Origin of the sequence: Rhodanobacter sp. C06, assembly GCF_002001105.1 — a bacterium.
Classification (GTDB): domain Bacteria; phylum Pseudomonadota; class Gammaproteobacteria; order Xanthomonadales; family Rhodanobacteraceae; genus Rhodanobacter_A.
Genome location: NZ_MUNP01000028.1, coordinates 74,560 through 98,148, shown reverse-complemented (window position 1 = coordinate 98,148; position 23,589 = coordinate 74,560). Strand labels below are relative to the sequence as shown.

The following is a 23,589-nucleotide window of genomic DNA, read 5'->3' as shown; positions in this document are numbered from 1 at the left end:
GTCGCCGAGGGGGGCTACAGGCTGCCGCCGGCGTGGCCGACGGCGGATGTGGCTGTGGTCCCGGCGAGCAACTCGTTGATCTCGCCCACCAAGGTGTCGAGCATGTCTTCACCGTAGCCGATGTGGACGTGCGCCACCGTGCCGTCGCGACGCAGCATCACCATCAGCGGAATGCCCTTGTCGCTGCCGTAGGGCCTGCCCAGTGCGCCATCGCGGTCCCAGGTCATCAGCAGGCCGGGCAAGCGCGGGCGCAGGGCGCGCACGGTGTTCACGAAGACGCGCCGATCCTCGCGATAGTTGACGGTGACTACCTGCAACGGCAGGCCACGCCGGGTCGCCAATGACTGCAGGTTCGCCAGCACCGGCATTTCCTTCATGCAGTAACCGCACCAGGTGGCCCAGAAACTGACCACCACGACCTTGCCGCGCAGCGACGAAACCGTCACCTCGTGGCCGTCCTGGGTCGTGCCCAGCGCGTCCGGCGGCGTGTCGCCCGGTTGCACATGCGCGTGGACGGCCACGCAGAACATCAGTCCGAGCAGTACGGCGGCGATACGGCGCATGTCATCCCTTCCCCCGGGTAGCGTCGCCAGCGTAGCGAGCGGCGCGGGGCAGGGGAAGCATCGCCGCTCAACGGACATGGAAGCGTTCTTCCTCCGGTTCCTCGCTGGGTGGCAGGTAGTGGCCGAGGCTGTCCACCTTCAGCGGATGGAGGTTGTAGTCGGCATGCAGCGGCAGGTTTTCATCGGCGCCGCCGGTGGCGGGTTCAGCCTGCACCGGTACGGGCATGCCGGCCGGCACGGGGGAAGCGGTCGGATGGTTGGACGGGAGCATCATGGCACGACTCCTGCGATGGGCGATGCGCGTTGTGCGCAACGTTGGCAGCAATCGGCGGGTCAGCTCTGGCGGGACGTCGCCGCTGCTGCGGACGCGTCCATGCGGACGGGCTTCCTGTAGTGAATGATGCTCCCGCGCGGAGAAAAGTTGCATAGACCGATGGCCTATGCCGATGAATCTCACCGGCGGGCGATCAGCAATCGGGGCCGTCGCGGAACAGCGTTGCCTGATCCAGCAACACGCGCACCGGCGCGAAGCTGCGCCGGTGCTGCACGCAGGGACCGAGCCGCTGCAGTGCGGCCAGGTGGGCCGGCGTGGGGTAGCCCTTGTGCACGGCGAAGCCGTAGCCGGGATGGACGTCATCCAGCGCCACCATCAGCCGGTCGCGGCTCACCTTGGCCAGGATGGACGCGGCGCTGATCGCGGGTTCCAGCGCATCGCCGCCCACGATGGCGCGGCCGGGGCAGGGCAGACCCTTCGGCAGCTTGTTGCCGTCCACCAGCGCCTCCCGCGCGGCCGGCACGAGGCCGGCCACGGCGCGGCTCATGCCGGCCATGGTGGCCTGGAAGATGTTGAGCCGGTCGATCTCCTCCGCCTCCACCACGATCACGCAGTGCGCCAGCGCGCATTCGACGATCTGCGGATACAGCGTTTCGCGCCGCTTCTCGCTGAGCTTCTTGGAGTCGTCCAGGCCGGCGATGGGACGGGCGGGGTCGAGGATCACCGCAGCCACCACCACCGGGCCGGCCAAGGGACCGCGACCGGCCTCGTCCACCCCCGCTCTTAAAAAACCATTGTTTGGCAAGGTCGGGGTACTCATGGCTGCAGAGGTGTTGGTGGGAACGGAGCTGCACAGCGCGTTCGCCTCCTCTCCCCTCCGGGGAGAGAATTGAGGTGAGGGGCCGGGGTTTGTGAAGGGCGGCATCGGAGCATGCCTTGAAGCAACCCTATCGCCAGCTTGTCCCCTCACCCCAGCCCTCTCCCCGGCGGGGAGAGGGAGAAGATCATGTGCCTCCTCTTTGCTTCCGGGAGAGTAAGGAGAAAAGCTACGCCTCTCCGCCCAAGGAAGCAGGAGATGATTCGCGCTGCATCAACTCCCCAATCGCCCCGGCCGCCGCTTCCGCCGCGCCGCCCTCCAGCTCCGCGCGCAAGGCACGGTGCAACTGCTCGAACGCCGCCACGATGGCGCCGCGGCGTTCGCTGTCGTTGAACAGCGCGAGCACGGCGTCGGCGAGTTTCGCGGCGGTGCAGTCGTCCTGCATCAGTTCGGGTACCAGCACCACGTGCTCGCCCATGCCGCAGGCGCGGGCGAGGATGTTCGGCAGCGCGTAGACGTCGGTCTTGAGCATGCGCAGCAGCTTGGCGATGCGGTAGCTGGCGGGCGCGACGCGGTAACCCACCACCATCGGCCGCTTGGCCAGCATCGCCTCCAGCGTGGCGGTGCCGGAGGCCAGCAGCACCACGTCGGCGGCCTGCATCGCCTCGTGGGCCTGCCCGTCCAGCAGCTGCAGCGCGGCGGCATCCTGCGGCGTCCCGGCGATCAGGGCGCGCAGCCGTTCCAGCATGCGCGGATTGGCGGCGGGGATCACCACGCGCAGCCCGGGCAGGGCTGCGGCCACGCGGCGTGCGGCGTCGAGGAAGGGTTCGCCCAGCCGCGCCAGTTCGTTCCCGCGGCTGCCGGGCAGCACGGCCAGCACGGGTGCGTCCTGCGGCAGCTGCAGTGCTGCGCGCGCGGCGGCGCGGTCGGAAACCAGCGGAAAACGGTCGGCCAGCGGATGGCCGGTGAAACGGGCATCGATGCCGTGCCTTGCGTAGATCGCCGGCTCCATCGGGAACAGGCACAGCACGCGGTCGGCCGAACGGCCGATCTTCGCGGCGCGCTTTTCGCGCCAGGCCCACACCGAGGGGCTGACGTAATGCACGGTGCGCAGGCCGGCCCGCTTGAGCCGCCGCTCCACGCCGAGGTTGAAATCCGGCGCGTCGATGCCGACCACCACGGCGGGCTGGGCGGCGAGCAGGCGCGCGACCAGCGCCTTGCGCAGTTCCAGCAGGCGCGGCAGGTGCGACACCACTTCGGCGAGGCCGAACAGCGACAGTTCGCGGATGTCGTACCAGGATTCGAAGCCCTGCGCCTGCATGCGCTTGCCGCCGATGCCGACGAAACGCGCGTGCGGGTAGCGCTTGCGCAACGCCGCGATCAGGTCCGCGCCGAGCTGGTCGCCGGAGTCTTCGCCGGCGAGGAGGGCGATGAGCGGGGCTCCGGTGGCTTCTGCGGTCGGCATGGTTCAGCTGTCAGAACAAAGGCAGGCGCGCTTGCCTGATTTGCTGATATGCGCTGCGCGCATATCAGCGGGCGAGTGCGCGTTCACTGCGATCGATGAAGTCGAGCATCGCGCGCACGTCGGCGCTGTCCTCGGCCTGCGCGACGAGTTGCTCGCGCGCCTCGGCCTGCGACAGGCCGGCCATGTACAGGGTGCGGTAGGCGCGCTTGATCGCGCTGACGCGCGTGCCGTCGAAGCCGCGGCGCTTCAGGCCTTCGCTATTGATGCCGCGCGGGCGGCCGTGCTGCTCGTTCGCCATCATCAGGAACGGCGGCACGTCGGAGCCGACCAAGCAGCCCATCGCGATGAAGGCGTGCGCGCCGACCTTGCAGAACTGGTGCACGCCGGCGTAGCCGGAGATGATCACCCAGTCGCCGATCTCCACGTGCCCGGCCAGCGCCGAGTAGTTGGAGAACACCACGTGGTTGCCGACCTGGCAGTCGTGCGCGACGTGCACGTAGGCGAGCAGCCAGTTGTCGTCGCCGATTCGGGTGATGCCGCCGCCCTCGCCGGTCCCGCGGTTGATGGTGACGAACTCGCGGATCAGGTTGCGGTCGCCGATCACCAGCTCGCTGCGCTCGCCGGCGAATTTCTTGTCCTGCGGATCGCCGCCGATGGAGGCGAACTGCGCGATGCGGTTGTCGCGGCCGATCCGGGTCGGCCCCTCGATCACCACGTGCGGGCCGATCACCGTGCCGTCGCCGATCTCCACCTCGGCGCCGATCACGCTGTAAGCGCCGATGGCGACGTTGGCGCCGATCTTCGCGGCGGGATCGACCTGCGCAGTGGGGTGGGTCGAGGCGGCTTGGGTCATTTTTCCGACCTCGCCGCGCACATCAGTTCGCAGCTGGCCACTTCCTTGCCGTCCACCAGGGTGCGCGCCGCGAACAGGCCCATGCCGCGCATCACGCGCTTCACCGATACTTCCAGCCGCAGCTGGTCGCCCGGCACCACCGGCGCGCTGAAGCGCGCGTTGTCCACCTTGACCAGGTAGAACAGCGGGTTGGCGGTATTGCCTTTCATGCGGTTGCTGAGCTGGGTCAGCAAGCCGGCGGTCTGCGCCATCGCCTCCACGATCAGCACGCCAGGCATCACCGGGTGGCCGGGGAAGTGGCCGTTGAAGAACGGCTCGTTGATGGTGACGTTCTTCAGTGCCACGACGCTCTGGTCGGGCACGATCTCGATCACGCGGTCGACCAGCAGGAACGGATAGCGGTGCGGCAGCAGTTGCTGGATCTGTTCCACGTTCACCGGCAGGGTCACGGGGGCGGGGGCGTCACTCATTGTTCTTGTCCTTTTCCAGCGCCAAGAGGCGGCGCGCGAAATCGTCCAGGTGCTTGAAGCGGGCGGCGCTCTTGCGCCACTGGCGGTTGTCCTGCAGCGGCGTGCCGGAGGAATACTCGCCCGGTTCGCGTATCGAGTGCGTGACCAGGCTCTTGGCGGTAATGGTAACCCGGTCGGCCAGTTCCAGATGGCCGAGCACGCCGGCATTGCCGCCGATCTGGCACCAGCGGCCGATCCTGGCACTGCCGGCCACTGCGGCGCAGCCGGCCATCGCGGTGTGCGCGCCCACGTGCACGTTGTGGGCGATCTGGATCTGGTTGTCGAGGCGGACGTCTTCCTCCAGCACGGTGTCGTCCAGCGCACCGCGGTCGATCGTGGTGTTGGCACCGATCTCGCAGTCGTCGCCGATGCGCACGCCGCCGAGCTGGGGGATCTTCAGCCAGTGGTCGCGCTCGAAGGCGAGACCGAAGCCGTCCGAACCGATCACCGCGCCGGGATGCACCAGCACGCGCCGGCCCAGCGTCACCCGCGTCACCAGGGTGACGCGCGCCACCAGGCGCGACTGCGCGCCCACCGTGCAGTCCTCGCCCACGATGCAGTGCGGGCCGAGCACGGCACCGTCCTCGACCGTCGTGCCGCGCTCGATCACGCAGCACGGGCCGATGCTGGCGCCGGGGGCGACCTTCGCGCCGGGGTCCACCACCGCGCTGGGATGGATGCCGGGGGCGGCGGCGGGCAGGCGTTCGTACAGCGCGGCGATCTTCGCGTAGGCCACGTAGGGATCGGCGGCGATCAGCGCGTCGACCGGGCAGTCGGCCAGGTGTTCCTCGCGCAGGATCACCGCGCCGGCGCCGGTGGCGGCCAGTTGCGCGGCGTACTTGCCGGTGGAGAGGAAGCTGACCTGTCCAGCGTGCGCATGCGCGAGCGTGGCGACGCCCTCGATGCGGCGGCTGCCGTCGCCCTGCAGGCGCAGGCCGAAGCGTTCGGCCAGCTCTGCAAGGGAGTGGCTGGCAAGGGTATGGCTGGGATGCTGGCTCAATGGTGTCTCCGCGGCGGCTCGTGATTGTATCGGCCGGGACCAAAAAGCGAAAAGCGCGGCAAGCCGCGCTTTTCGCTGGTGCGACGTGGTTCCGCCCGGTCAGAACGTGGAGCCGAAGGTGAACTGGATGCGTTCCTCGTAGTGGCCGTCGTCGGCCTGGGTGCGGAACGGCAGCGCGAAGTTGATGATCATCGGGCCGATCGGTGCCTGCCAGTGCAGCGACAGGCCGGTGGAGGCACGCAGGGTGCTGGCACTGAAGCTCTGCCAGTTCGCGTAGGCGTTGCCCACGTCGACGAACCAGGACACGCGGGCGGTGTTGACGTCCTTGAGGAAGGGTAGCGGCAGGTACAGCTCCGCCGTGCCCAACACCTTGAATGCGCCGCCGATCGGCTGCGCATACGAGTAGTAGCTGCCGCTGCAGGTGCCGCTCGCGTCGGGCGTGCCGGTGCCGGAACAGATGCGCGGGCCCAGGGTGTTGTCCTGGAAGCCGCGCACGTCGCGTACACCGCCGGAGTAGAAGTTCTCCCAGAACGGGAAGTCGTTGCGCACGTCGGTGAGGGTCTGGCCGTTGGCAGCGTAGGCGGCCTTGAGCTGGTCGAATTGCGTGTCGCTGATGCCGTTCTGGCCGTAGGTCTTGCCGTAGCCCACCTGGCCGTCGAGATAGAGCACGAAGCCGTGGCCGATCGGCCAGTAGTGGTTCGCCTCGCCGGTCAGCTTCCAGTACTTCACGGTGGAGGTGGGCAGCGCCACCTCGGCGTTCAGCGACAGCACGCCGCCGCGGGTGGGCGCCCAGTAGCCGTTGCGGGTATCGAGGTTCCAGCCCAGTGTGCCGATCGTCGAGTGGACGGTGTAGTTGCCGATCTCGTTCTGGTAGTCGACCAGCTGCTGCGGCGTGTAGCCGGGGATCGAGTTGATCTTGTTGCTGCTGAGGCCGATGCCCGCGCGGATGCTCTGGAAGTCGGTGATCGGGATGCCGAGGTAGGTGGAGACCGCCTTCTGGCTGGTGGAGTAGTTCGCGAACTCGCTGTTGTCGACGTTGCCGTAGTCGGTCTTGGAGTAGGTGGCGCTGTAGCCGATGCCCACGCCGTTGTCGGTGAGCGAGGGGTTGTAGTAGTTGACGTTGAACTTAGTGTAGTAGCTGCTGCGCTCGCCGCTCACCGACACGCTGTCGCCGGTGCCGAACAGATTGCGCTGCGATACCGAGGCGGACAGGATGATGCCCGAGTACTGCGAGTAGCCGACGCCGAACTGCAGGCTGCCGGCGGATTGCTCCTCGACCTTGACGGTGACGTCGACCTGGTCGTCCGAGCCCGCCACCTTCTTCTTGTCGATGTCGACCTTCTTGAAGTAACCCAGCTGCTGCAGGCGGATCTTCGAGCGGTCGATCGCCGCCTGCGAGTACCAGGAACCCTCGAGCTGGCGCATCTGGCGGCGCAGCACGTCGTCCTCGGTGCGCGTGTTGCCCTCGAAGACCACCCGGCGCACGTACACGCGCTGGCCCGGTTCGATGTAGAGCGTGAGGTCGACGGTGCGCTTGTCCTTGTCGAGCTTGGGATACGGCGTGACCTTGGCGTAGGCGTAGCCGATGTTGGCCAGCAGCGCCTTGATCGCCTTGGTGCTGGCCTCGATCGCGCCGCGGTTGAACACCTCGCCCGGCTTGACGAACACCAGCTGGCGCAGCGTGGTTTCCGGCAGTACCAAGGTGCCGAGCAGCTTCACGTCGGAGATCTTGTAGATCTCGCCTTCCTTGACGTCGGCGGCGATGTACATCGACTGCTTGTCCGGCGCGATCGTCACCTGGGTGGAATCGACGCCGAAGTCGGCGTAGCCGCGGTCCATGTAGTAGGACTGCAGCTTCTCCAGATCGCCGGAGAGCTTCTCGCGCGAGTACTGGTCGTTCTTGGAATACCAGGACATCCAGTTCGGCGTGCCCAGCTCGAAGCCGTCGCGGATCTGCTTGTCGGTGAACGCGTGGTTGCCGACGATGTTGATCTCCTTGATCTTCGCCACCTGGCCTTCGCGGATCTCGATGTCGATCGTCACGCGGTTGCGTTCCAGCCGCACCACGTGCGGGATCACCGAGACGCTGTACTTGCCGCGGTTGTAGTACTGGTGGATCAGCTCCTGCTGCACGTTGTCCAGCGCCAGCCGGTCGAAGGTCTCGCCCTCGGCCAGGCCGATCGACTTCAGGCCCTTCTTGAGGTCGTCGGTCTTGATGTCCTTGTTGCCGCGGATGGTGAGCTTGGCGATCGACGGCCGCTCCACCACCTTGATCACCAGGATGTTGCCGTCGCGCTCCATCTCCACGTCGCTGAAGAACTTGGTCTGGTACAGCGCACGGATCGCCCGCTGCGCGGTGGCGTCGGTCATGCGGTCGCCGCGGCTCATCGGCAGGTAGTTGAACACCGTGCCGGCGGAGATGCGCGAGAGGCCGTCGATGCGGATATCCGAGATCACGAACGGATCGAAGGCAAGCGCGTTGGCGGAGAGGGAGGCAAGCAGCAGCAGGGCGGCGATACGCTTCATCGTCGATTCCGGTGGAGGGTTTCGATCAGGCCGCCGGCCCGATCAAGGCACGCGGCAGGGCAGGGCCCTGCCGCGAGAAAGAGCAGGTGCCCGCGAGGGGCACCGGGTGCAGCAAGCCGCCGCGCGATGGCGCGGCTGGCACGAACGTTTGCAGCGTCGACGAACCGGGGGCACGGAGCATCGGCGTCACGACAGCAGCAGGCGATGGATGTCGTTGTAGAACACCAGGCCCATCAGGCTGAACAGCAGCACCAGCCCGATGTACTGGCCGATCGCCATGGCCTGCTCGCTGAGCGGGCTGCCCTTGAGCAACTCGATAAGGTAATACAGCAGGTGGCCGCCATCCAAGACGGGGATCGGCAGCAGGTTCAGCACCGCCAGACTCAGCGAGACCATGGCGAGGAACTGCAGGAACCAGGCCAGGCCCATGTGGGCGCTGGCGTTGGCCATCTGCGCGATGCCGATCACGCTGGACAGGTTCTTGGTGGAAGCCTCGCCACCCAGCATCTTGGCTATCATGCCGAAGGTCTGGGTGACCTGGCGCCAGGTGCCGGTCAGCGCCTCGTGCAGCGCGCGCAGCGGGCCGTAGCGCAGCGTGGCGGTTTCCATCGGTGGTGCGCCGATGCCTATCATCCAGTCGGCAGGCCGGCCCTGCAGCGACTCGCGTTCCGCCACCACTTCCAGCGGAATCGTCCGGCCGTTGCGCTCGACCACGATCGCCAGTTTCGGCGACACCGCCGCGTCCTGCTGCACCAGCTTGCCCAGCGTCTCGAAATCCGCCACCGGCTTGCCGTCCACGCTGAGGATGCGGTCGCCGCCCTGCATGCCGGCCAGCGCGGCAGGCTGGCCGTCCAGCACGGTGGCCGCCACCGCGGGCGGCGATGCCAGCCGAAGACCCAGGGTGGTGAAGTACTGATCGATGGTCTGGCCGGGTGGCAGCTTGTCCAGCGGGAACACGAGCTGACGCTGCGCGCCGTCGGGGTCGCGTATGTCCAGCGGCAGCGGGGTGCGGCCCAGCAGGGCATTGGCCACCGCATCCAGCGAATCGCTCCAGGTGGTCACCTCGCGGCCGTCGACGCTGAGGATGCGGTCGCCCGGCTGGATGCCCGCAACCGCCGCCATGCTCTGCGGCTTGGCGGTGACGATCGGCGCCGCGTCGGGCCGGCCCAGCATGAACATCAGCCACAGCGCGGCCACGGTGAAGATCAGGTTGAAGCCCGGTCCGGCCAGCACGATCAGGATGCGCTTCCACACCGGCTGCGTGGTGAATTCCTGGCTCTCGAACTGCGGCGGCACCACGCCCTCGCGGGCGTCCAGCATCTTCACGTAGCCGCCCAGCGGGATTGCGGCGATCCGGTATTCGCAGCCGTCGCGGCCGATGCGCTTCCACACCGCGTTGCCGAAGCCCACCGAGAAGCGCAGCACCTTCACGCCGCAGCGGCGCGCGACCCAGTAATGGCCGAACTCATGGAAGGTCACCAGCACGCCCAGCGTGACCAGCAACCAGAATACCGAGCCGAAGAAGGAAGTCATCAAGCGCCGTGGCGGGAAATCAAGGGTGACAGGATATCAGCAAGACTCGGGAGCCTGCTCATGGTTCCCAAGTGCTCCGCGCCGGGAACTGTTTGCGCGCAGGCCAAGGAAGAACGAGGAAGTGGACGTCCGTCCACGACCGAGTGATGACGCAGGGATGCGGGCAAACAGACCCGGCCCTTCGGGTTGTCATCGAGTGGCCGCCATGCGGTAGCGCGTAGCTTGACCTGCCGGCCAGGCAGGCTCGGCGCCACGCACCACCACCACCTGACGGCCACTCGAAGACAACACGGGGTACTTGGGAATCATGAGCAGGCTCCTTGCAACTGGCGCCGGGCCGCGGCCCGCGCCTCGCCGTCGCGTGCGACCAGAGACTCCACATCGACCACGGCAAGCGGCGGCAGTTCCGCCAGCACGCCCTCCACCACCTCGGCGATGGCGAGGAACGGCAGGGCGCCGGCCAGGAAGGCCTCCACCGCTACTTCGTTCGCCGCGTTCAGGATCGCCGGCGCGTCGCCACCCGCGCGCAGCGCCTGGTAGGCGAGGGCGAGGCAGCGGAAAGTGTCGAGGTCCGGCGCCTCGAACTCCAGTGCGCCGCAGTGGGCGAGATCCAATGGCGCCACGCCGGATTCCACGCGTTCGGGCCACGCGAGCGCATGGGCGATCGCGGTACGCATGTCCGGGTTGCCGAGCTGGGCCAGCACCGAACCGTCCACGTATTCCACCAGCGAGTGCACCAGGCTCTGCGGGTGCACCGCCACCTCGATCGCAGCGGCGTCCGCGCCGAACAGGTGGTGGGCCTCGATCACCTCCAGGCCTTTGTTCATCAGGGTGGCCGAATCCACCGAGATCTTGCGGCCCATCGACCACTTCGGATGCTTGCAGGCCTGGTCCGGGGTCACCGTCGCCAGTTCGGCGCGCGTGCGACCGCGGAACGGGCCGCCGGAGGCGGTGAGGATCAGCCGGCGCACGCCGCTCTTCGCCAGCTCCGGCCGGCCGCCGGGCAGGCACTGGAAGATCGCATTGTGCTCGGAGTCGACCGGGATCAGCGTGCCGCCACCGGCGCGCAGCGCCTCCAGCAGCAGTGGGCCACCGAGCACGATGGATTCCTTGTTCGCCAGCAGCAGGCGCTTGCCCGCCCGCGCGGCGGCAAGCGTGGAGTCCAGCCCCGCGGCACCGACGATCGCGGCCACCACGGTGTCGCACAACGTGCCGGATGCGGCGGCGGTGAGCGCGTCATGGCCGCTGGCCACCTCGCAGCGCACGCCGGTTGCGGCGAGCCGGCGCGCCAGCTCGCCTTCCAGCGCGGGATCGGCGATCACTGCCAGCTCGGGGCGATGCGTGGCGCACAGCGCCGCCAGCGCCGCCACGTTGCGGTGCGCGCTGAGCACGCTGGCGCGGAAGCGGTCCGGATGCCGCGCGATCACGTCCAGCGTGCTGGCGCCGATCGAGCCGGTGGCGCCCATGACGGCGACGCGTTTCATGGCCTTTGTCTCTTGCGGGGGAATCGGGAGTCGGAAATGGGGAACAGGAAAAGCGGATTATCGGCGAGTTTGCTGGCGCGAGGCACGAGCCGCGCACCGCGGTTCGATTCCCTGTTTCCTGTTTCCGATTCCCGGCCTTTCATATCCCCAGCAGCCACAGGCCCAGCGCGAACACCGGCAACGCGGCGAACACGCTGTCCATGCGATCCAGCAAGCCGCCGTGGCCGGGGAAGATCGTGCCCGAATCCTTCACCTGTGCATGGCGCTTCATAAGGCTTTCCAGCAGGTCGCCCACGATCGAGGCGGCCACGGTGAGCACGGCCAGCACGGCGAGCCCGAGCAGGGCGGCGCCGCGCACGCCCAGCAACCAGCCGCCGATAAGGCACACCAGGGTGCCGGCGACCAGCGCACCGTAGGCTCCGGCGCGGGTCTTGCCGGGGCTGATCTGCGGCGCCAGCTTGCGCTTGCCGAACCGGCGTCCGCTGAAATACGCGCCGATGTCGGCAGCCCACACGATGAGCAGGGCCAGCAGCATCCACCAATGGCCGTGCGGCTCGCGACCGTGCAGGGCGATCACGGCGATCCAGGCGGGGAACATCACGAAGACGCCGGCCACGAGCTTCAGCGCGCGGTTTTCCGGCGTCGGCGCCGCGCCGAACGCGAAACGCCCCAGCCACACGCAGGCCAGCAGCCACCACGCCACGCCCAGCACCAGCAGCGGCGGCGTCAGCGCGCCGGCATGCGCGAACCACAGCAGCACGAACAGCGCGGCGGCGACCACCAGCAGGGCGATGCGCATGACGGCTTGCCGCACGCCGGCGAGGCGCGCCCATTCCTCCAGCGCGCCCAGGAACAGTGCGGCACCGACCGCGGCGAGCCACGGCGTGGGCAGCAGCAGGATGATCAGGATCGCCAGCGGCGCGAGCAGCAAGGCGGTGAGGACGCGCTGGAACAGCATGCTTACCCCTGGGAGTCCGTGGCGATCTGTTCGCCGGTGCGACCGTAGCGGCGTTCGCGTCGGCCATAGTCCTCGATCGCCCGGTGCAGGCAGGCCTGGTCGAAGTCCGGCCACAGGGTATCGGTGAAATGCAGTTCGGCATAGGCCGCCTGCCACAGCAGGAAGTTGCTGAGCCGGCATTCGCCGCCGGTGCGGATGAACAGGTCCAGCGGCGGCAGCTCGGCCAGGCACATGAAACGGTCGAGCGAGGATTCGTCGATGGCCGCGACGGCCAGCTCGCCGCGTGCCACCGCGGCGGCGGCCTCGCGCGCGGCTTGGGCAATCTCCCAGCGGCCGCCGTAGTTCACCGCGATATTGAGCTGCAACTTGCGGTTGCCCGCGGTGCGCGCCATCGCGGCCTGCATGCGCTCGCGCAGCGGCGCGTCGAACGCGGCCAGGTCGCCCACGAAGCGCAGCCGCACGCCCTGGGCATGCAGCTCGTCGGTTTCCTTGTCCAGCGCACGCACGAACAGCGCCATCAGCGCGCCGACTTCCTCCTCGGGCCGCTTCCAGTTCTCGCTGGAGAAGGCGAACAGCGTGAGCGCCGCGACGCCCTCGCGCAGGCAGCCTTCCACCACCTCGCGCACCGCCTTGCGGCCGGCGTTGTGGCCGAAGCTGCGTGGCCGGTGGCGCGCCTTCGCCCAACGGCCGTTGCCGTCCATCACGATGGCGATGTGGCGGGGGATGGCTGGCGTCTTGGTCATCGACGGGAGGGGCTTTTGTCTCCTTCTCCCCTCCGGGGAGAAGGTGCCCCGAAGGGGCGGATGAGGGGCGGATGCTCGCGGTGATGCTGCATCAGAGCGAGCTTGAATTGCGAGGGTGTCGCAAGCTTGGCCCCTCACCCTGGCCCTCTCCCCGGAGGGGAGAGGGAGAATGCGCGGCGTGCGGGTTTGCCGCAGCACGCATCACATGGACATCAACTCGTCTTCCTTGGCCTTCACCACACCGTCGACATCCTTCACGAAACGGTCGGTCAGCTTCTGGATCTCGTCGTCCGCGCGACGCTCCTCGTCCTCGCTGATCTGCTTGTCCTTGAGCAGGTCCTTCAGCTTCTGCATCGCATCGCGTCGCACGTTGCGGATCGCGATTTTCGCGTTCTCGCCCTCGTGCGACACATGCTTGGCCAACTCCTTGCGGCGCTCCTCGGTGAGCGGCGGCATGTTGAGGCGGATCACGGTGCCGGCGGTGGTGGGCGTGATGCCGATGTCCGAGGCCAGGATGGCCTTCTCGACCGGGCCGACCAGGCTCTTGTCGAACGGAGTGATGATGATCGAGCGCGAATCGCCCAGCGCGACCGAAGCCACCTGGTTCAGCGGCATCTCCGAACCGTAGGCGGGCACCTTGATGCCGTCCACCAGCGCGGTGCTGGCGCGGCCGGTGCGCAGGCGGGTGAGCTCGTGCTTGAGCGCGTCGATGCTCTTGCCCATGCGGGTCTGGGCATCGGTCTTGATGTCGTTGATCATGGGCGTGTCCCGGTGGATCTGGCTAGCCGGCGAGTATAGCAGCGCCGGCCGTGGCGGCCGGCGGCGCGGCCCGGGTGCTTCAGTTGTGCACCAGGGTCCCCACCTGTTCGCCGCGCATGATGCGCAGCAGGTTGCCCGGCACGGTCATGTCGTAGATGCGCAGCGGCGTGTTGTGGTCGCGGCACAGTGCGATCGCGGCGGTGTCCATCACCTTGAGGTTGCGTTGGATCACCTCGTCGTAGCTCAGCTCGTCGTAGCGAGTGGCGTCCGGGTGGCGGGCGGGATCGGCGGTGTACACGCCGTCGACCTTGGTGGCCTTGAGCAGCAGGTCCGCGCCGATCTCCACCGCGCGCAGCGCGGCGGCCGAGTCGGTGGTGAAGAACGGGTTGCCGGTGCCGGCCGCGAACAGCGCGATGCGGCCCTTCTCGATGTGGCGGATCGCGCGGCGGCGGATGAAATCCTCGGCCACGTCGTGGATCTGGATCGCGCTCATCACGCGGGCATAGCCGCCGCGCTTCTCGATCGCGTCGGCCATCGCCAGCGCGTTCATCACGGTGGCCAGCATGCCCATGTGGTCGCCGGTGACCCGGTCCATGCCGGACGCGGCGAGGCCCTCGCCACGGAAGATGTTGCCGCCGCCGATCACCACGCCCACTTCCACGCCGGCCTTGCGTACCTCGATGATCTCCTCGGCCAGCCGGCCGATCACCTTCGGGTCGATGCCGTAGTCGGCCTCGCCCATCAGCGCCTCGCCGGAGAGCTTGAGCAGGATGCGGCGGTACTGGGGCTGGTCGCTCATGGGGACTCCGGATTGTGATGGCGCAAACCGGCGCATTGTAGCGATTGCGGTCGGGCGCGGCGAGCGCGCGGCGAATCCCGGGCATGAAAAAGGCGGAGCCGCGAGGCTCCGCCTTGGTGCGGCGCGGGGGTCAGGCGAGGTTCTTCGCCGCGAATTCCCAGTTCACCAGGTTCCAGAACGCTTCCAGGTACTTCGGGCGAGCGTTGCGGTAATCGATGTAGTAGGCGTGTTCCCACACGTCCACGTTGAGCAGCGGCTTGTCGCTGCCGGTGATCGGCGTGGCGGCGTTGGAGGTGTTGACGATGCCCAGCGCGCCGTCCGGGCGCTGCACCAGCCAGGTCCAGCCCGAGCCGAAGTTGCCGGCGGCGGATTTGGTGAACTCCTCCTTGAACTTCTCGAACGAGCCGAACGCCTTGCTGATCGCGTCGGCCAGCTTGCCGTTGGGTTCCTTGCCGCCCTTCGGACCCAGCGAGTTCCAGTAGAAGGTGTGGTTCCAGATCTGCGCGGCGTTGTTGAACACGCCGCCGGAGGACTTCCTGATGATGTCTTCCAGCGCCGCGTCCGCGAACTCGGTGCCCTCGATCAGCTTGTTGAGGTTGGTCACGTAGGCCTGGTGATGCTTGCCGTAGTGGTACTCCAGCGTCTCGGCGGAGATGTGCGGTTCGAGCGCGTTCTTTTCGTAGGGCAACGGGGGGAGTTCGATCGCCATGAGAGGCTCCTTGACGGTGGCTGGGGGAAGGTATCGCGGCGGCCGGCGACGGCCGGTGGTCGACTGATACAATACCGATCTGTCCGCATTGTAAAGATGAAACACCCAGCCATGGACGTAAACGAGCGAATCAAGTCGCTGCTCGCCGCGCACCCCATCGTGCTCTTCATGAAGGGCACGCCGGAGTTCCCGATGTGCGGTTTTTCCAGCCGCGCCGCGCAGGCGCTGCAGCGGGCCGGTGCGCCATTCCACGCGGTGAACGTGCTGGCCGATCCGGAGATCCGCGCCGCACTGCCGCACTACGCGAACTGGCCGACTTTTCCGCAGCTGTTCATCGAGGGTGAACTGATCGGCGGCTGCGATATCGTCGTGGATCTCGAAGCTTCCGGCGAGCTGGCGCGCATGGCCGGCGACGTGACTGGGGCGGCGCAGGAATGACGCTGCCGACGATGCGGCTTCCCGCGGGCTGGGTGCCCGCGCGTACCTCGCTGGCCGGTCGCGTGGTACTGGTCACCGGCGCCTACGGCGGCCTCGGCGGCGCGGTGGCGCGTGCGGCGACGCGCGCCGGCGCGACCGTCATCGTCAGCGGCAAGCGCAAGCGCCAGCTGGAGCAGTTGTACGACGCGATGCTGGCCGAGGGCCTTGCCGAGCCGGTGATCCATCCGCTGGACATGGAAACCGCCACGCCGCGCGAGTACGCCGCGCTGGCCGACGGCCTGCGCCACGATTTCGGCCGGCTCGACGGCATCGCGCATTGCGCCGCCAGCTTCGCCGGGCTGACCCCGCTCGCGATGCACAAGCCGGACGACTGGCTGCGCGCGATGCACGTCAACGTCAACGCGCCGTTCGCGCTGACCCAGGCCTGCCTGCCGCTGCTGCAGGAGGCGCCCGACAGCGCGGTGGTGTTCGTGCTGGACGATCCCGAGCGGCTGGCGCGCGCGCACTGGGGTGCCTACGGCGCCTCGAAGGCGGCACTGGAGCGCTTTGCCGCCATCCTGCACGAAGAGACCGACGAGAGTCCGCTGCGCGTGCATGCGCTGCTGCCCGCGCCGATGCGCACCCGGCTGCGCCGGCAAGCGTACTTCGGCGAGGACACGATGCAGCACCCGTTGCCGGACGCCGCGGCGGAAGCCATGGTCTGGTTGCTCGGCGCGCAGGCCGCGTCGGCGCGCGGCCATGTGCTCGATCTGCGGGAAACTGCATGACGGACCGCCATCGTCAAACAGGGGCGTGCTGATGGAAACGCAGATGACCACGTTGTCGGCGGGAATCATGCTGTTCCTGATCATGGACCCGCTGGGCAACATCCCGATCTTCCTCAGCCTGCTCAAGGACGTGCCGCCGAAGCGCCGGCGCCGCGTGATGGTGCGCGAGCTGCTGATCGCGCTGGGCGTGCTGCTCGGCTTCCTGGTGGGCGGGCAGGTGCTGCTGAGCCTGCTGCAGCTCAAGCCCGATTCGATCAGCATCGCCGGCGGCATCGTGCTGTTCCTGATCGGCATCCGCATGGTGTTTCCGCCGGCGGACGGCGGCGGCATCTTCGGCAAGTCCGGCGGCGGCGAACCCTTCATCGTGCCGATGGCGATCCCTGGCGTGGCCGGCCCTTCGGCGATGGCGGCGCTGCTGCTGCTCACCAACACCCAGCCGGGGCGCACTGCCGACTGGGCCATCGCGCTGGTCGGCGCGTGGCTGGCCACGGCGGTGATCCTGTTGTGCTCCACCTACCTGTTCCGCTGGTTGGGCGAGAGCGTGCTGACCGCGCTGGAGCGCGTGATGGGCATGCTGCTGATCGCGATGGCGGTGCAGATGTTCCTCGGCGGTTTGGCGGCGTATCTGCACCTGCACATCTGAGTCCGGTTGTCGCTTCCTTGCGGGGCTCCACTGCCGCGATTGCCGCCGCGGTGAGATGCGTGAAGATGCGCGGCATCGAACGGGCGATTTACGGAAGCCGGGCCACTCCCGCGTGCAGCTTGGTCTCGGTTTGCTGCCGACTGCTGCGAAGCGTCCGGTGATGGGATAAACAGAGTGGCGACACTTGCGCGTGGTCGGCGGCAATCGTAAAAATGTCGTCAAGAAAGCTCGCCAAAATGCTAACATTGGCTTGAGGATTCCACGGGCGAATCCCAGAGAGTTCAGCGGTTGTGGCGTGATTTGCGCTGCCGGGCCGCGCGGGTAAAACCGCATCCATCCACCTGACCCAGAGGGTCAGGTTTTTTTGCGCCTGAAGAAATCGTTTTTTCTTGCAGGAATGGCAAGAAATTGATGGATGCGCTCCGGCTCGTGCGAGCGATGGGCGTCATTCCGAACCATTTGCATAAGCCCGATCGGCTGCAGGGCCATGCAGGGATGGTGACGGATTGCGCTGCTCGCGAGGTCTGCACGGCGTCCGAGCCAAGTGCCGACTCTTTGCTCCGGGGTTGCAGGTCGAATCCGAATGAAAATCCACCAATGGGGTTCCGACGAATGAAACGAAATCATCTTTCCCTGGCGATCGCGCTGGCCTGCTGCATGGCGTCGGGCCTGGCGCTGGCACAAACCACCACTAGCCAGAACGGCACCGACACGACCAGCCCGGCCAAGCAGCAGCGTGCCAACGTGTCGAGTACATCGAACACCACGACCTCGAACGACACCCGTCGCGTGCAGCAGCTCGGCGCAGTCACCGTGCAGGCCCAGAGCCTGGCGTTGGGCGGTGGCCTGATGTCGGTGCAGACAGCGCCGAAGGCGGTTTCCACGATCAGCCGCGATGCCATCGTCAAGGCGGCGCCGGGTGGCACTTTCGTGCAGATGATCGACAGCATTCCCGGCGTGGATGCGTCCACCGACGACGTGACCGGCCTCAACGACGGCAATTACAGCATTCGCGGTTTCACCAATGACGAGATCGGCGTCACCGTGAACGGCGCGCCGATCAACGACAGTGGCAGCTACAGGATTTACTCGACCGAATACGGTGATACCGAAAACATGGGCGACATCACCGTGTTGCAGGGCTACCCGGACGTGGATACGCCGATTGCCGGCGCCGCGGGCGGTTCGATCGCCTGGGTCACGCTCGATCCGCCGCACACGGCCGGCCTGGACGTGAGCCAGACCTTCGGCAGCAACGATTATCGCCGCACCTTCCTGCGCCTGAATACCGGCGACACCGGCCCGGTGCGTTCCTGGGTGTCGTATTCCAACAACTCCGCTGACATGTGGCGCGGCGCAGGCCAGATGCAGGTGACCAAGGTCGATGGCAAGTCGATCTGGACCATCGACGACAACAATTCCATCTCGGCCTCGTTCCAGTACAACCGCGAGGTGAAGAACAGCTACGACAGCCTGACCAAGGCGCAGATCGCGCAATACGGCTACGACTCCGGCTACAACACCACGCTGACCGGCAACCCCAGCACCGACAAGAACTTCTATCTGCTGCACGTCAATCCGTTCCGCAGCTGGCTGGCCAGCCTGGATGGCGAATTCCGGCTGAGCGACAACCTGCGCCTGTCCGTCGTGCCCTACTTCCAGTACGGCTACGGCGGCGGCGGCAGTGGCGCCACGTTCACGGAAACGACGTCCACGCAGAACCTGTACCAGTACACCAACCAGGATCTCAATGGCGACGGCAAGCTCAAGGGGACCGACCTGGCGTATGGGCTCAGCACCTCGTACACCTATCGGCCCGGCATCATCGCCAAGCTGAATCAGGATTTCGGCGAGGACAACAGTCTCGAGTACGGCTTCTGGTGGGACAAGCCGCGCCAGCAGCAGGCGCAGGTGTTCAGCCCGGTCGACCCGGCCACGGGCGTGCCCTCCGACCTGTGGGGCCAGGTCGACCTGATCCGCTATCCGGACGGCACGGTGCAGAAGACCTACAACGAATACACGCAGACTGATACGCGCAAGTTCTTCGCCACCGACACCTGGACGCCGAACGACAAGTGGACGTTCACCCTCGGTGCCGCCTACCTGTGGGAAGAGCGCAGCGGCTACGACTACGAGTGGCCCGGCTCGGTGCGCAAGTACTACAGCCAGATCGGCGGCCACTTCACCGCCAGCTACCACAAGGTCAGTCCGACGGCGGGCGTCAAGTACCAGTTGAACGACGAGAACCAGTTCTACTTCGGCGTGGGCAAGACCTTCCGCGCACCGATCAATGGCGCGCTGCTGCAGAACGCCGCGGTGGCGAATGCGCCGGGTGCGCTGTCTTCCGGCAACTACTCCACCAAGCCGGAGACGGCGACCACCGCCGACCTCGGTTGGCGCTACTACGGCGCCCGCTTCTCCGCCAACGTGGATGCTTACGCCTCCAACCTGCGCAACAAGCAGGTGTCGGGTTATGACGAGAACACCGGACAGACGGTCTACCTGGCGCTGCCCATGGTGCAGATGCGTGGCGTGAGCAGTGAGGCCAGCTACAAGTTCACGCCGAACTGGACCCTCTACGCTACCTACACCTACTCCAAGGCGACGCTGAAGTCTGACGTCAACACGCTGGGCGACGGCATCTACGACACGAACGGCAAGACCTTCCTGAACACGCCGAAGAATTCCGGCTACCTGCGCCTCAGCTACGACCAGGGGCCGTTCTGGGCCAGCGTGGACGCGAAGTACCGCGGCGCGGTCTGGGGCGACTGGTCCAACACGGAGAAGGCTGGTGGCTACACCGTGTTCAACTTCAATGCGGGCTGGAAGTTCGGCGACTTCGCCTCGTGGTTCCGCAAGCCGTACATCAAGCTCAACGTGTTCAACATCACGGACCGCAAGGCGCTGACCTACGCCAACAACATCGGCTCCTTCCTCGCGTCGAACCCCGGCAAGATCAAGGACGCGAACGGTACGGTCCTGTACGCCTCCGCGCCGTACTACTCGCTGCTGCAGGACCGGGCGGTCATGGTGACCTTCGGCGCCTCGTTCTTCTGACCGAACCCGTGGCCCGCGCAAGCGGTGTCTCCGAAGCCGCCTCCTCCGGGAGGCGGCTTTTTTCGTGCTGGTGCCGCGCAAGTGGGTAGTCCTTGCGATCGCGGCGAGGGTTCGCAAGCGAGTGCGACGATTCCGTTAAAAGTTACGATTCTGTAATATAATGCGGTTACATTCGTCGTGATGGGTCCGGGGCGACCTTGCGGTCGCACACCCCGGTACATCAAGTTATTTCAATGGAATCAGTTACTTAAAATGGCAAGAGGGATGGACCCTCTGCGCTGGTCCCGTGTTTCTCTTGCGAATCTCTCAGGGGTCGAATCTCGATGAACAATAGTCTGCGCACCAAACTCCTCCCGGTAGCCATCGCCACGCTGCTGGCGGCCTCGCCCGTGCTCGCCCAAGACACTTCGTCCTCGATCAGCGGCCGCGTGCTCGACGCCAATGGCCAGCCGGTCGCCGGCGCCACGGTGCAGATCGTGCACGAGCCGTCTGGCACCACCAAGATCACCACCACCGGTGCGGACGGCCGTTACGCCGCGCAGGGCCTGCGCGTGGGCGGCCCGTTCGACGTGACCGCGTCCAAGGCCGGCATGGCCCAGATCGAGCAGAAGAACGTCTACCTGCAGCTGGCGCAGGACACCTCGGTCAACCTGACCGTGGGCGCCGAGCAGGCCAAGCAGGTGAAGGACCTGGGTGCGGTCACCGTGTCGGCCAGCGCGCTGATGCAGACCTTCACGCCGGACAACAAGGGCATCTCCACCAACGTCTCGCAGCGCGAACTCGAAGCCGCGCCGGCGCCGGACCGCTCGATCCAGAACATCGTGCGCATGGACCCCCGCGTGGTGATCACCGACCGCGAGCGCGGCGAGATCTCCGCGGTGGGCCAGAACAGCCGCTACAACAACATCACCGTCGATTCGATGAGCGCGAACGATCCGTTCGGCCTCAACGCGAACGGCCTGCCCACGCTGGGCACGCCGATCTCGATGGACACCATCGCCGAATACAACATCTCCACCGCGAACTACGACGTGGCGAACCGCCGCGGCCTCGGCGCGGCGGTGAACGCGGTGACCAAGAGCGGCACCAACGATTTCCACGGCTCGGTGTACTACGCGTTCCAGAACGACAAGATGATCGGCGACAACCGCCAGGGCGCCAGCTACAAGGGCTTCTCGCGCCAGTGGACCGGCGGCGCGACGATCGGCGGCCCGATCATCAAGGACAAGCTGTTCTTCTTCGCCTCGATGGAGAAGAGCACCCAGGTGGCGGCGGGCAGCCCCTACGGCCCGGCCGATTCCGGGGCCGCCAGTCCGGTGGCTGGCCTGACCTCGGCCCAGGTCGACCAGATTCGCCAGATCGCCGCGCAGAAATACGGCATGACCGACCTCGGCAGCGTGGGCGGCGGCAACTCCAACCTGCAGGACAAGCGCTACCTCGGCAAGATCGACTGGAACATCAGCAACAACCACCGCGCCAGCTTCACCTTCAGCGAAACCAAGGAAACCAAGCCGATCATCACCGGCAGCCCCACCAACCTGCGGCTGTCCAGCGGCTGGTACACCACCAAGGTCGACAACAAGAGCTACGCGCTGCACTTCTACGACGACTGGTCGGACGTGTTCTCCACCGATACCACCGTGTCGTACCGCAACTTCACGCAGAACCGCGGCCCGTACAACGGCGTGGCGATGCCTGACGTCACCGTGTACCCGGGCGTCTTCGGCGGCCCGAACGTGGAGTTCGGCACCGAGTACTCCAGCCAGGCCAACGTGCTGAAGGTGAAGACCTGGAACGCGGCCTGGGCCGGCACCCTGTTCCTGGGCGACCACACCGTGAAGGGCGGCTTCGACTTCGAGCGCGGCGAGTACTACAACCTGTTCCTGCAGAACCTGTACGGCAGCTACATCTTCGAGAACCTGACCGGTGGTCCGAGCAACGGCCTCGACGCGTTCGCCCAGGGCCTGTACTACCAGTACCGCTACAACCGTCCGGCCAACGGCTTGTCGCTGGCCGACACCGCCGCCGCCTACAACCTCAACCAGTGGGGCGTGTTCCTGCAGGATACCTGGCAGGTCAACAGCAACCTGTCGGTGCAGTACGGCGTGCGCGTCGACATCCCGCTGATGAGCGACCGGCCGATCTACAACCCGACCTTCGCGGCCGCGTTCGGCCGCAGCAACCAGACCACGATCAACGGCAACCGCGTGGTGCAACCGCGCATGTCGTTCAACTACAGCTTCGATACCGAGCACATGACCCAGCTGCGCGGGGGCGTGGGCCTGTTCGTGTCGAACCCGCCGGGCGTGTGGCTGGGCAACATCTTCTCCAACTCCGGCATGACCCAAACCCAGTTCAACTGCGGCCCGACCCAGAAGGGCTGCAACAGCAACCTGCCGGCGTTCAGCCCCAACCCGAATGCGCAGAACGACGGCACGGCCGGCACCGGCCAGATGACGGTGAACACCATCTCGCCGGGCTTCCGCATCCCCAGCGCGTGGAAGTTCAGCCTGGGCTTCGACAAGGAGCTGCCGTGGTGGGGCCTGATCGCCACCGCGGACTACCAGCACATCAAGCAGCGCGACGCGATCTGGTTCCAGAACATCAATACCGGCGCGCCCACCGGCGTGTTGCCTGACGGTCGCCTGAGCTTCTACCGCTATCCGAACCTGGATCCCAAGGCGAAGAACCAGACGGTGACCTACAACGCCAACCCGGCGTTCTCCAATGCCAACATCAACCTCGCCAATTCCAGCCAGGGCAAGGCCGACAGCCTCACCCTGGCGCTGAAGAAGCCGTTCGCGGACGGCTGGATGGCGATGACCGGCATCACCTGGGGCCGCTCCACCGAGGTGAATCCGGGCACGTCCAGCGTGGCGCTGTCCAACTACTCGAAGAACTACCTGACCAACCCCAGCGAGAACGTGGCCAGCACCTCGAACTACTCGATCCCGTGGCGCGTGATCGCCTCGCTGACCTGGCAGCACCGCTTCTTCGGCGACTACGCCACCACGTTCGGCGCGTTCTTCGACGGCCACTCGGCCTCGCCATACAGCTGGACCTATGGCAACGACGCGAACGGCGACAGTTTCGCCAACGACCTGGTGTTCATCCCGAAGCCGGGCCAGGTGGAGTTCCGCCCGGGCACCGATCCGGCCCTGATCCAGCAGTTCTACGACTACATCCAGGGCAACGAGTACCTGCGCGACCACGCGGGCAGCATCGCCAAGCGCAACGGCGCCCGCGCCGGCTGGATCAATCAGCTGGATCTCAGCTTCAGCCAGGAGATCCCCGGCATCTTCAAGGGCAACAAGGGCGAGGTGCGGCTGGACATCTACAACTTCGGCAACATGCTCAACAAGAACTGGGGCATCGAGAAGCGCGTGCCGTTCCCGGGTGCTCGCGCGCTGGCCGACTTCTACGGCGTGGATACGGCCACCGGCAAGTACATCTACGACATCAGCTGCGGCGGCGCCAAGACCTGCACCAACTACATCCAGAACGGCCACTACAGCCCGCAGCCGATCCCGGTGTACATCAACAACAACGATGACCTGGCCCAGCGCTGGTCGGTCCTGCTGACCGTGAAATACAAGTTCTAAGCTGTCAGCGGCAATGCAGCATCAGGCCGGCGCCCGCGAGGGCGCCGGTTTTTTTGTCATGGCGCACATCCTTGTGCGTCACCCTTGCGG

At 66.7% G+C, this 23,589-nt stretch carries 21 protein-coding genes; 5 read left to right on the top strand and 16 right to left on the bottom strand.

What is annotated here, in order from left to right; genetic code table 11:
* Nucleotides 1-14 precede the first annotated feature (14 nt).
* The 15 genes from B0E52_RS02845 to sodB all read right to left on the bottom strand — a co-directional run bounded on the left by B0E52_RS02845 (nucleotide 15) and on the right by sodB (nucleotide 14,992).
* The gene (locus B0E52_RS02845) at nucleotides 15-563 is read right to left on the bottom strand and encodes a TlpA disulfide reductase family protein (protein ID WP_077481553.1); all 549 of its coding nucleotides are present in this window, start codon (nucleotides 561-563) and stop codon (nucleotides 15-17) included.
* 67 nt (nucleotides 564-630) lie between these two features.
* A complete protein-coding gene (locus B0E52_RS02840) occupies nucleotides 631-837 on the bottom strand; it encodes a hypothetical protein (protein WP_077481551.1) in 207 nt (68 codons plus the stop codon).
* A 193-nt stretch (nucleotides 838-1,030) separates the two neighbouring features.
* Nucleotides 1,031-1,657 carry a ribonuclease HII gene (gene rnhB / locus B0E52_RS02835; protein WP_077481549.1) on the bottom strand — a complete coding sequence of 209 codons (627 nt, stop codon included), beginning with the start codon at nucleotides 1,655-1,657 and terminating at the stop codon, nucleotides 1,031-1,033.
* A 226-nt stretch (nucleotides 1,658-1,883) separates the two neighbouring features.
* Nucleotides 1,884-3,119: a lipid-A-disaccharide synthase gene (lpxB, locus tag B0E52_RS02830; RefSeq protein ID WP_077481547.1), complete on the bottom strand. Its 1,236-nt coding sequence runs from the start codon at nucleotides 3,117-3,119 to the stop codon at nucleotides 1,884-1,886.
* Nucleotides 3,120-3,183: 64 nt separating this feature from the next.
* Nucleotides 3,184-3,972: an acyl-ACP--UDP-N-acetylglucosamine O-acyltransferase gene (gene lpxA, locus B0E52_RS02825; RefSeq protein WP_077481545.1), complete on the bottom strand. Its 789-nt coding sequence runs from the start codon at nucleotides 3,970-3,972 to the stop codon at nucleotides 3,184-3,186.
* The gene (gene fabZ / locus B0E52_RS02820; RefSeq protein ID WP_077481543.1) at nucleotides 3,969-4,442 is read right to left on the bottom strand and encodes a 3-hydroxyacyl-ACP dehydratase FabZ; all 474 of its coding nucleotides are present in this window, start codon (nucleotides 4,440-4,442) and stop codon (nucleotides 3,969-3,971) included. The genes lpxA and fabZ overlap by 4 nt, the downstream gene beginning before the upstream one ends.
* Complete coding sequence (gene lpxD / locus B0E52_RS02815) at nucleotides 4,435-5,481, bottom strand: UDP-3-O-(3-hydroxymyristoyl)glucosamine N-acyltransferase (RefSeq protein WP_077481541.1); 1,047 nt, start codon at nucleotides 5,479-5,481, stop codon at nucleotides 4,435-4,437. The genes fabZ and lpxD overlap by 8 nt, the downstream gene beginning before the upstream one ends.
* A gap of 99 nt (nucleotides 5,482-5,580) precedes the next feature.
* A complete protein-coding gene (gene bamA / locus B0E52_RS02810) occupies nucleotides 5,581-8,007 on the bottom strand; it encodes an outer membrane protein assembly factor BamA (RefSeq protein WP_077481539.1) in 2,427 nt (808 codons plus the stop codon).
* Nucleotides 8,008-8,193: 186 nt separating this feature from the next.
* A complete protein-coding gene (gene rseP / locus B0E52_RS02805; protein ID WP_077481537.1) occupies nucleotides 8,194-9,540 on the bottom strand; it encodes an RIP metalloprotease RseP in 1,347 nt (448 codons plus the stop codon).
* Nucleotides 9,541-9,845: 305 nt separating this feature from the next.
* Nucleotides 9,846-11,024 (bottom strand): 1-deoxy-D-xylulose-5-phosphate reductoisomerase, encoded by a 1,179-nt coding sequence (locus B0E52_RS02800; protein ID WP_077481535.1) that lies wholly within the window; start codon nucleotides 11,022-11,024, stop codon nucleotides 9,846-9,848.
* Between the two features lie 139 nt (nucleotides 11,025-11,163).
* The gene (locus tag B0E52_RS02795) at nucleotides 11,164-11,982 is read right to left on the bottom strand and encodes a phosphatidate cytidylyltransferase (protein ID WP_077481533.1); all 819 of its coding nucleotides are present in this window, start codon (nucleotides 11,980-11,982) and stop codon (nucleotides 11,164-11,166) included.
* A 2-nt stretch (nucleotides 11,983-11,984) separates the two neighbouring features.
* Nucleotides 11,985-12,725, bottom strand: a complete 741-nt coding sequence (gene uppS, locus B0E52_RS02790; RefSeq protein ID WP_077481531.1) for a polyprenyl diphosphate synthase — start codon at nucleotides 12,723-12,725, stop codon at nucleotides 11,985-11,987.
* 201 nt (nucleotides 12,726-12,926) lie between these two features.
* Nucleotides 12,927-13,484, bottom strand: a complete 558-nt coding sequence (frr, locus tag B0E52_RS02785; protein WP_077481529.1) for a ribosome recycling factor — start codon at nucleotides 13,482-13,484, stop codon at nucleotides 12,927-12,929.
* Nucleotides 13,485-13,563: 79 nt separating this feature from the next.
* Nucleotides 13,564-14,283, bottom strand: a complete 720-nt coding sequence (pyrH, locus tag B0E52_RS02780; protein ID WP_077481527.1) for a UMP kinase — start codon at nucleotides 14,281-14,283, stop codon at nucleotides 13,564-13,566.
* Between the two features lie 130 nt (nucleotides 14,284-14,413).
* Nucleotides 14,414-14,992: a superoxide dismutase [Fe] gene (gene sodB, locus B0E52_RS02775; protein WP_077481525.1), complete on the bottom strand. Its 579-nt coding sequence runs from the start codon at nucleotides 14,990-14,992 to the stop codon at nucleotides 14,414-14,416.
* A 111-nt stretch (nucleotides 14,993-15,103) separates the two neighbouring features.
* Between sodB and grxD the strand changes: the two genes are divergently transcribed.
* The 3 genes from grxD to B0E52_RS02760 are packed head-to-tail and all read left to right on the top strand — an operon-like array spanning nucleotide 15,104 to nucleotide 16,840.
* Complete coding sequence (grxD, locus tag B0E52_RS02770) at nucleotides 15,104-15,430, top strand: Grx4 family monothiol glutaredoxin (protein ID WP_077481523.1); 327 nt, start codon at nucleotides 15,104-15,106, stop codon at nucleotides 15,428-15,430.
* Nucleotides 15,427-16,197 (top strand): SDR family NAD(P)-dependent oxidoreductase, encoded by a 771-nt coding sequence (locus B0E52_RS02765; protein ID WP_077481521.1) that lies wholly within the window; start codon nucleotides 15,427-15,429, stop codon nucleotides 16,195-16,197. Before grxD ends, B0E52_RS02765 begins: the two co-directional genes overlap by 4 nt.
* A 43-nt stretch (nucleotides 16,198-16,240) precedes the next feature.
* Nucleotides 16,241-16,840, top strand: coding sequence for a YhgN family NAAT transporter (locus B0E52_RS02760; RefSeq protein ID WP_077481605.1), 600 nt, complete (start codon nucleotides 16,241-16,243; stop codon nucleotides 16,838-16,840).
* Between the two features lie 354 nt (nucleotides 16,841-17,194).
* On the opposite strand, the gene B0E52_RS18755 is transcribed toward B0E52_RS02760, so the two are convergent.
* Nucleotides 17,195-17,329, bottom strand: coding sequence for a hypothetical protein (locus tag B0E52_RS18755; RefSeq protein WP_256363968.1), 135 nt, complete (start codon nucleotides 17,327-17,329; stop codon nucleotides 17,195-17,197).
* A gap of 123 nt (nucleotides 17,330-17,452) precedes the next feature.
* Between B0E52_RS18755 and B0E52_RS02755 the strand changes: the two genes are divergently transcribed.
* Nucleotides 17,453-19,897 (top strand): TonB-dependent receptor, encoded by a 2,445-nt coding sequence (locus B0E52_RS02755; RefSeq protein WP_077481519.1) that lies wholly within the window; start codon nucleotides 17,453-17,455, stop codon nucleotides 19,895-19,897.
* Nucleotides 19,898-20,220: 323 nt separating this feature from the next.
* Nucleotides 20,221-23,499, top strand: coding sequence for a carboxypeptidase regulatory-like domain-containing protein (locus tag B0E52_RS02750; RefSeq protein WP_077481517.1), 3,279 nt, complete (start codon nucleotides 20,221-20,223; stop codon nucleotides 23,497-23,499).
* The last annotated feature ends 90 nt before the right edge of the window (nucleotides 23,500-23,589 follow it).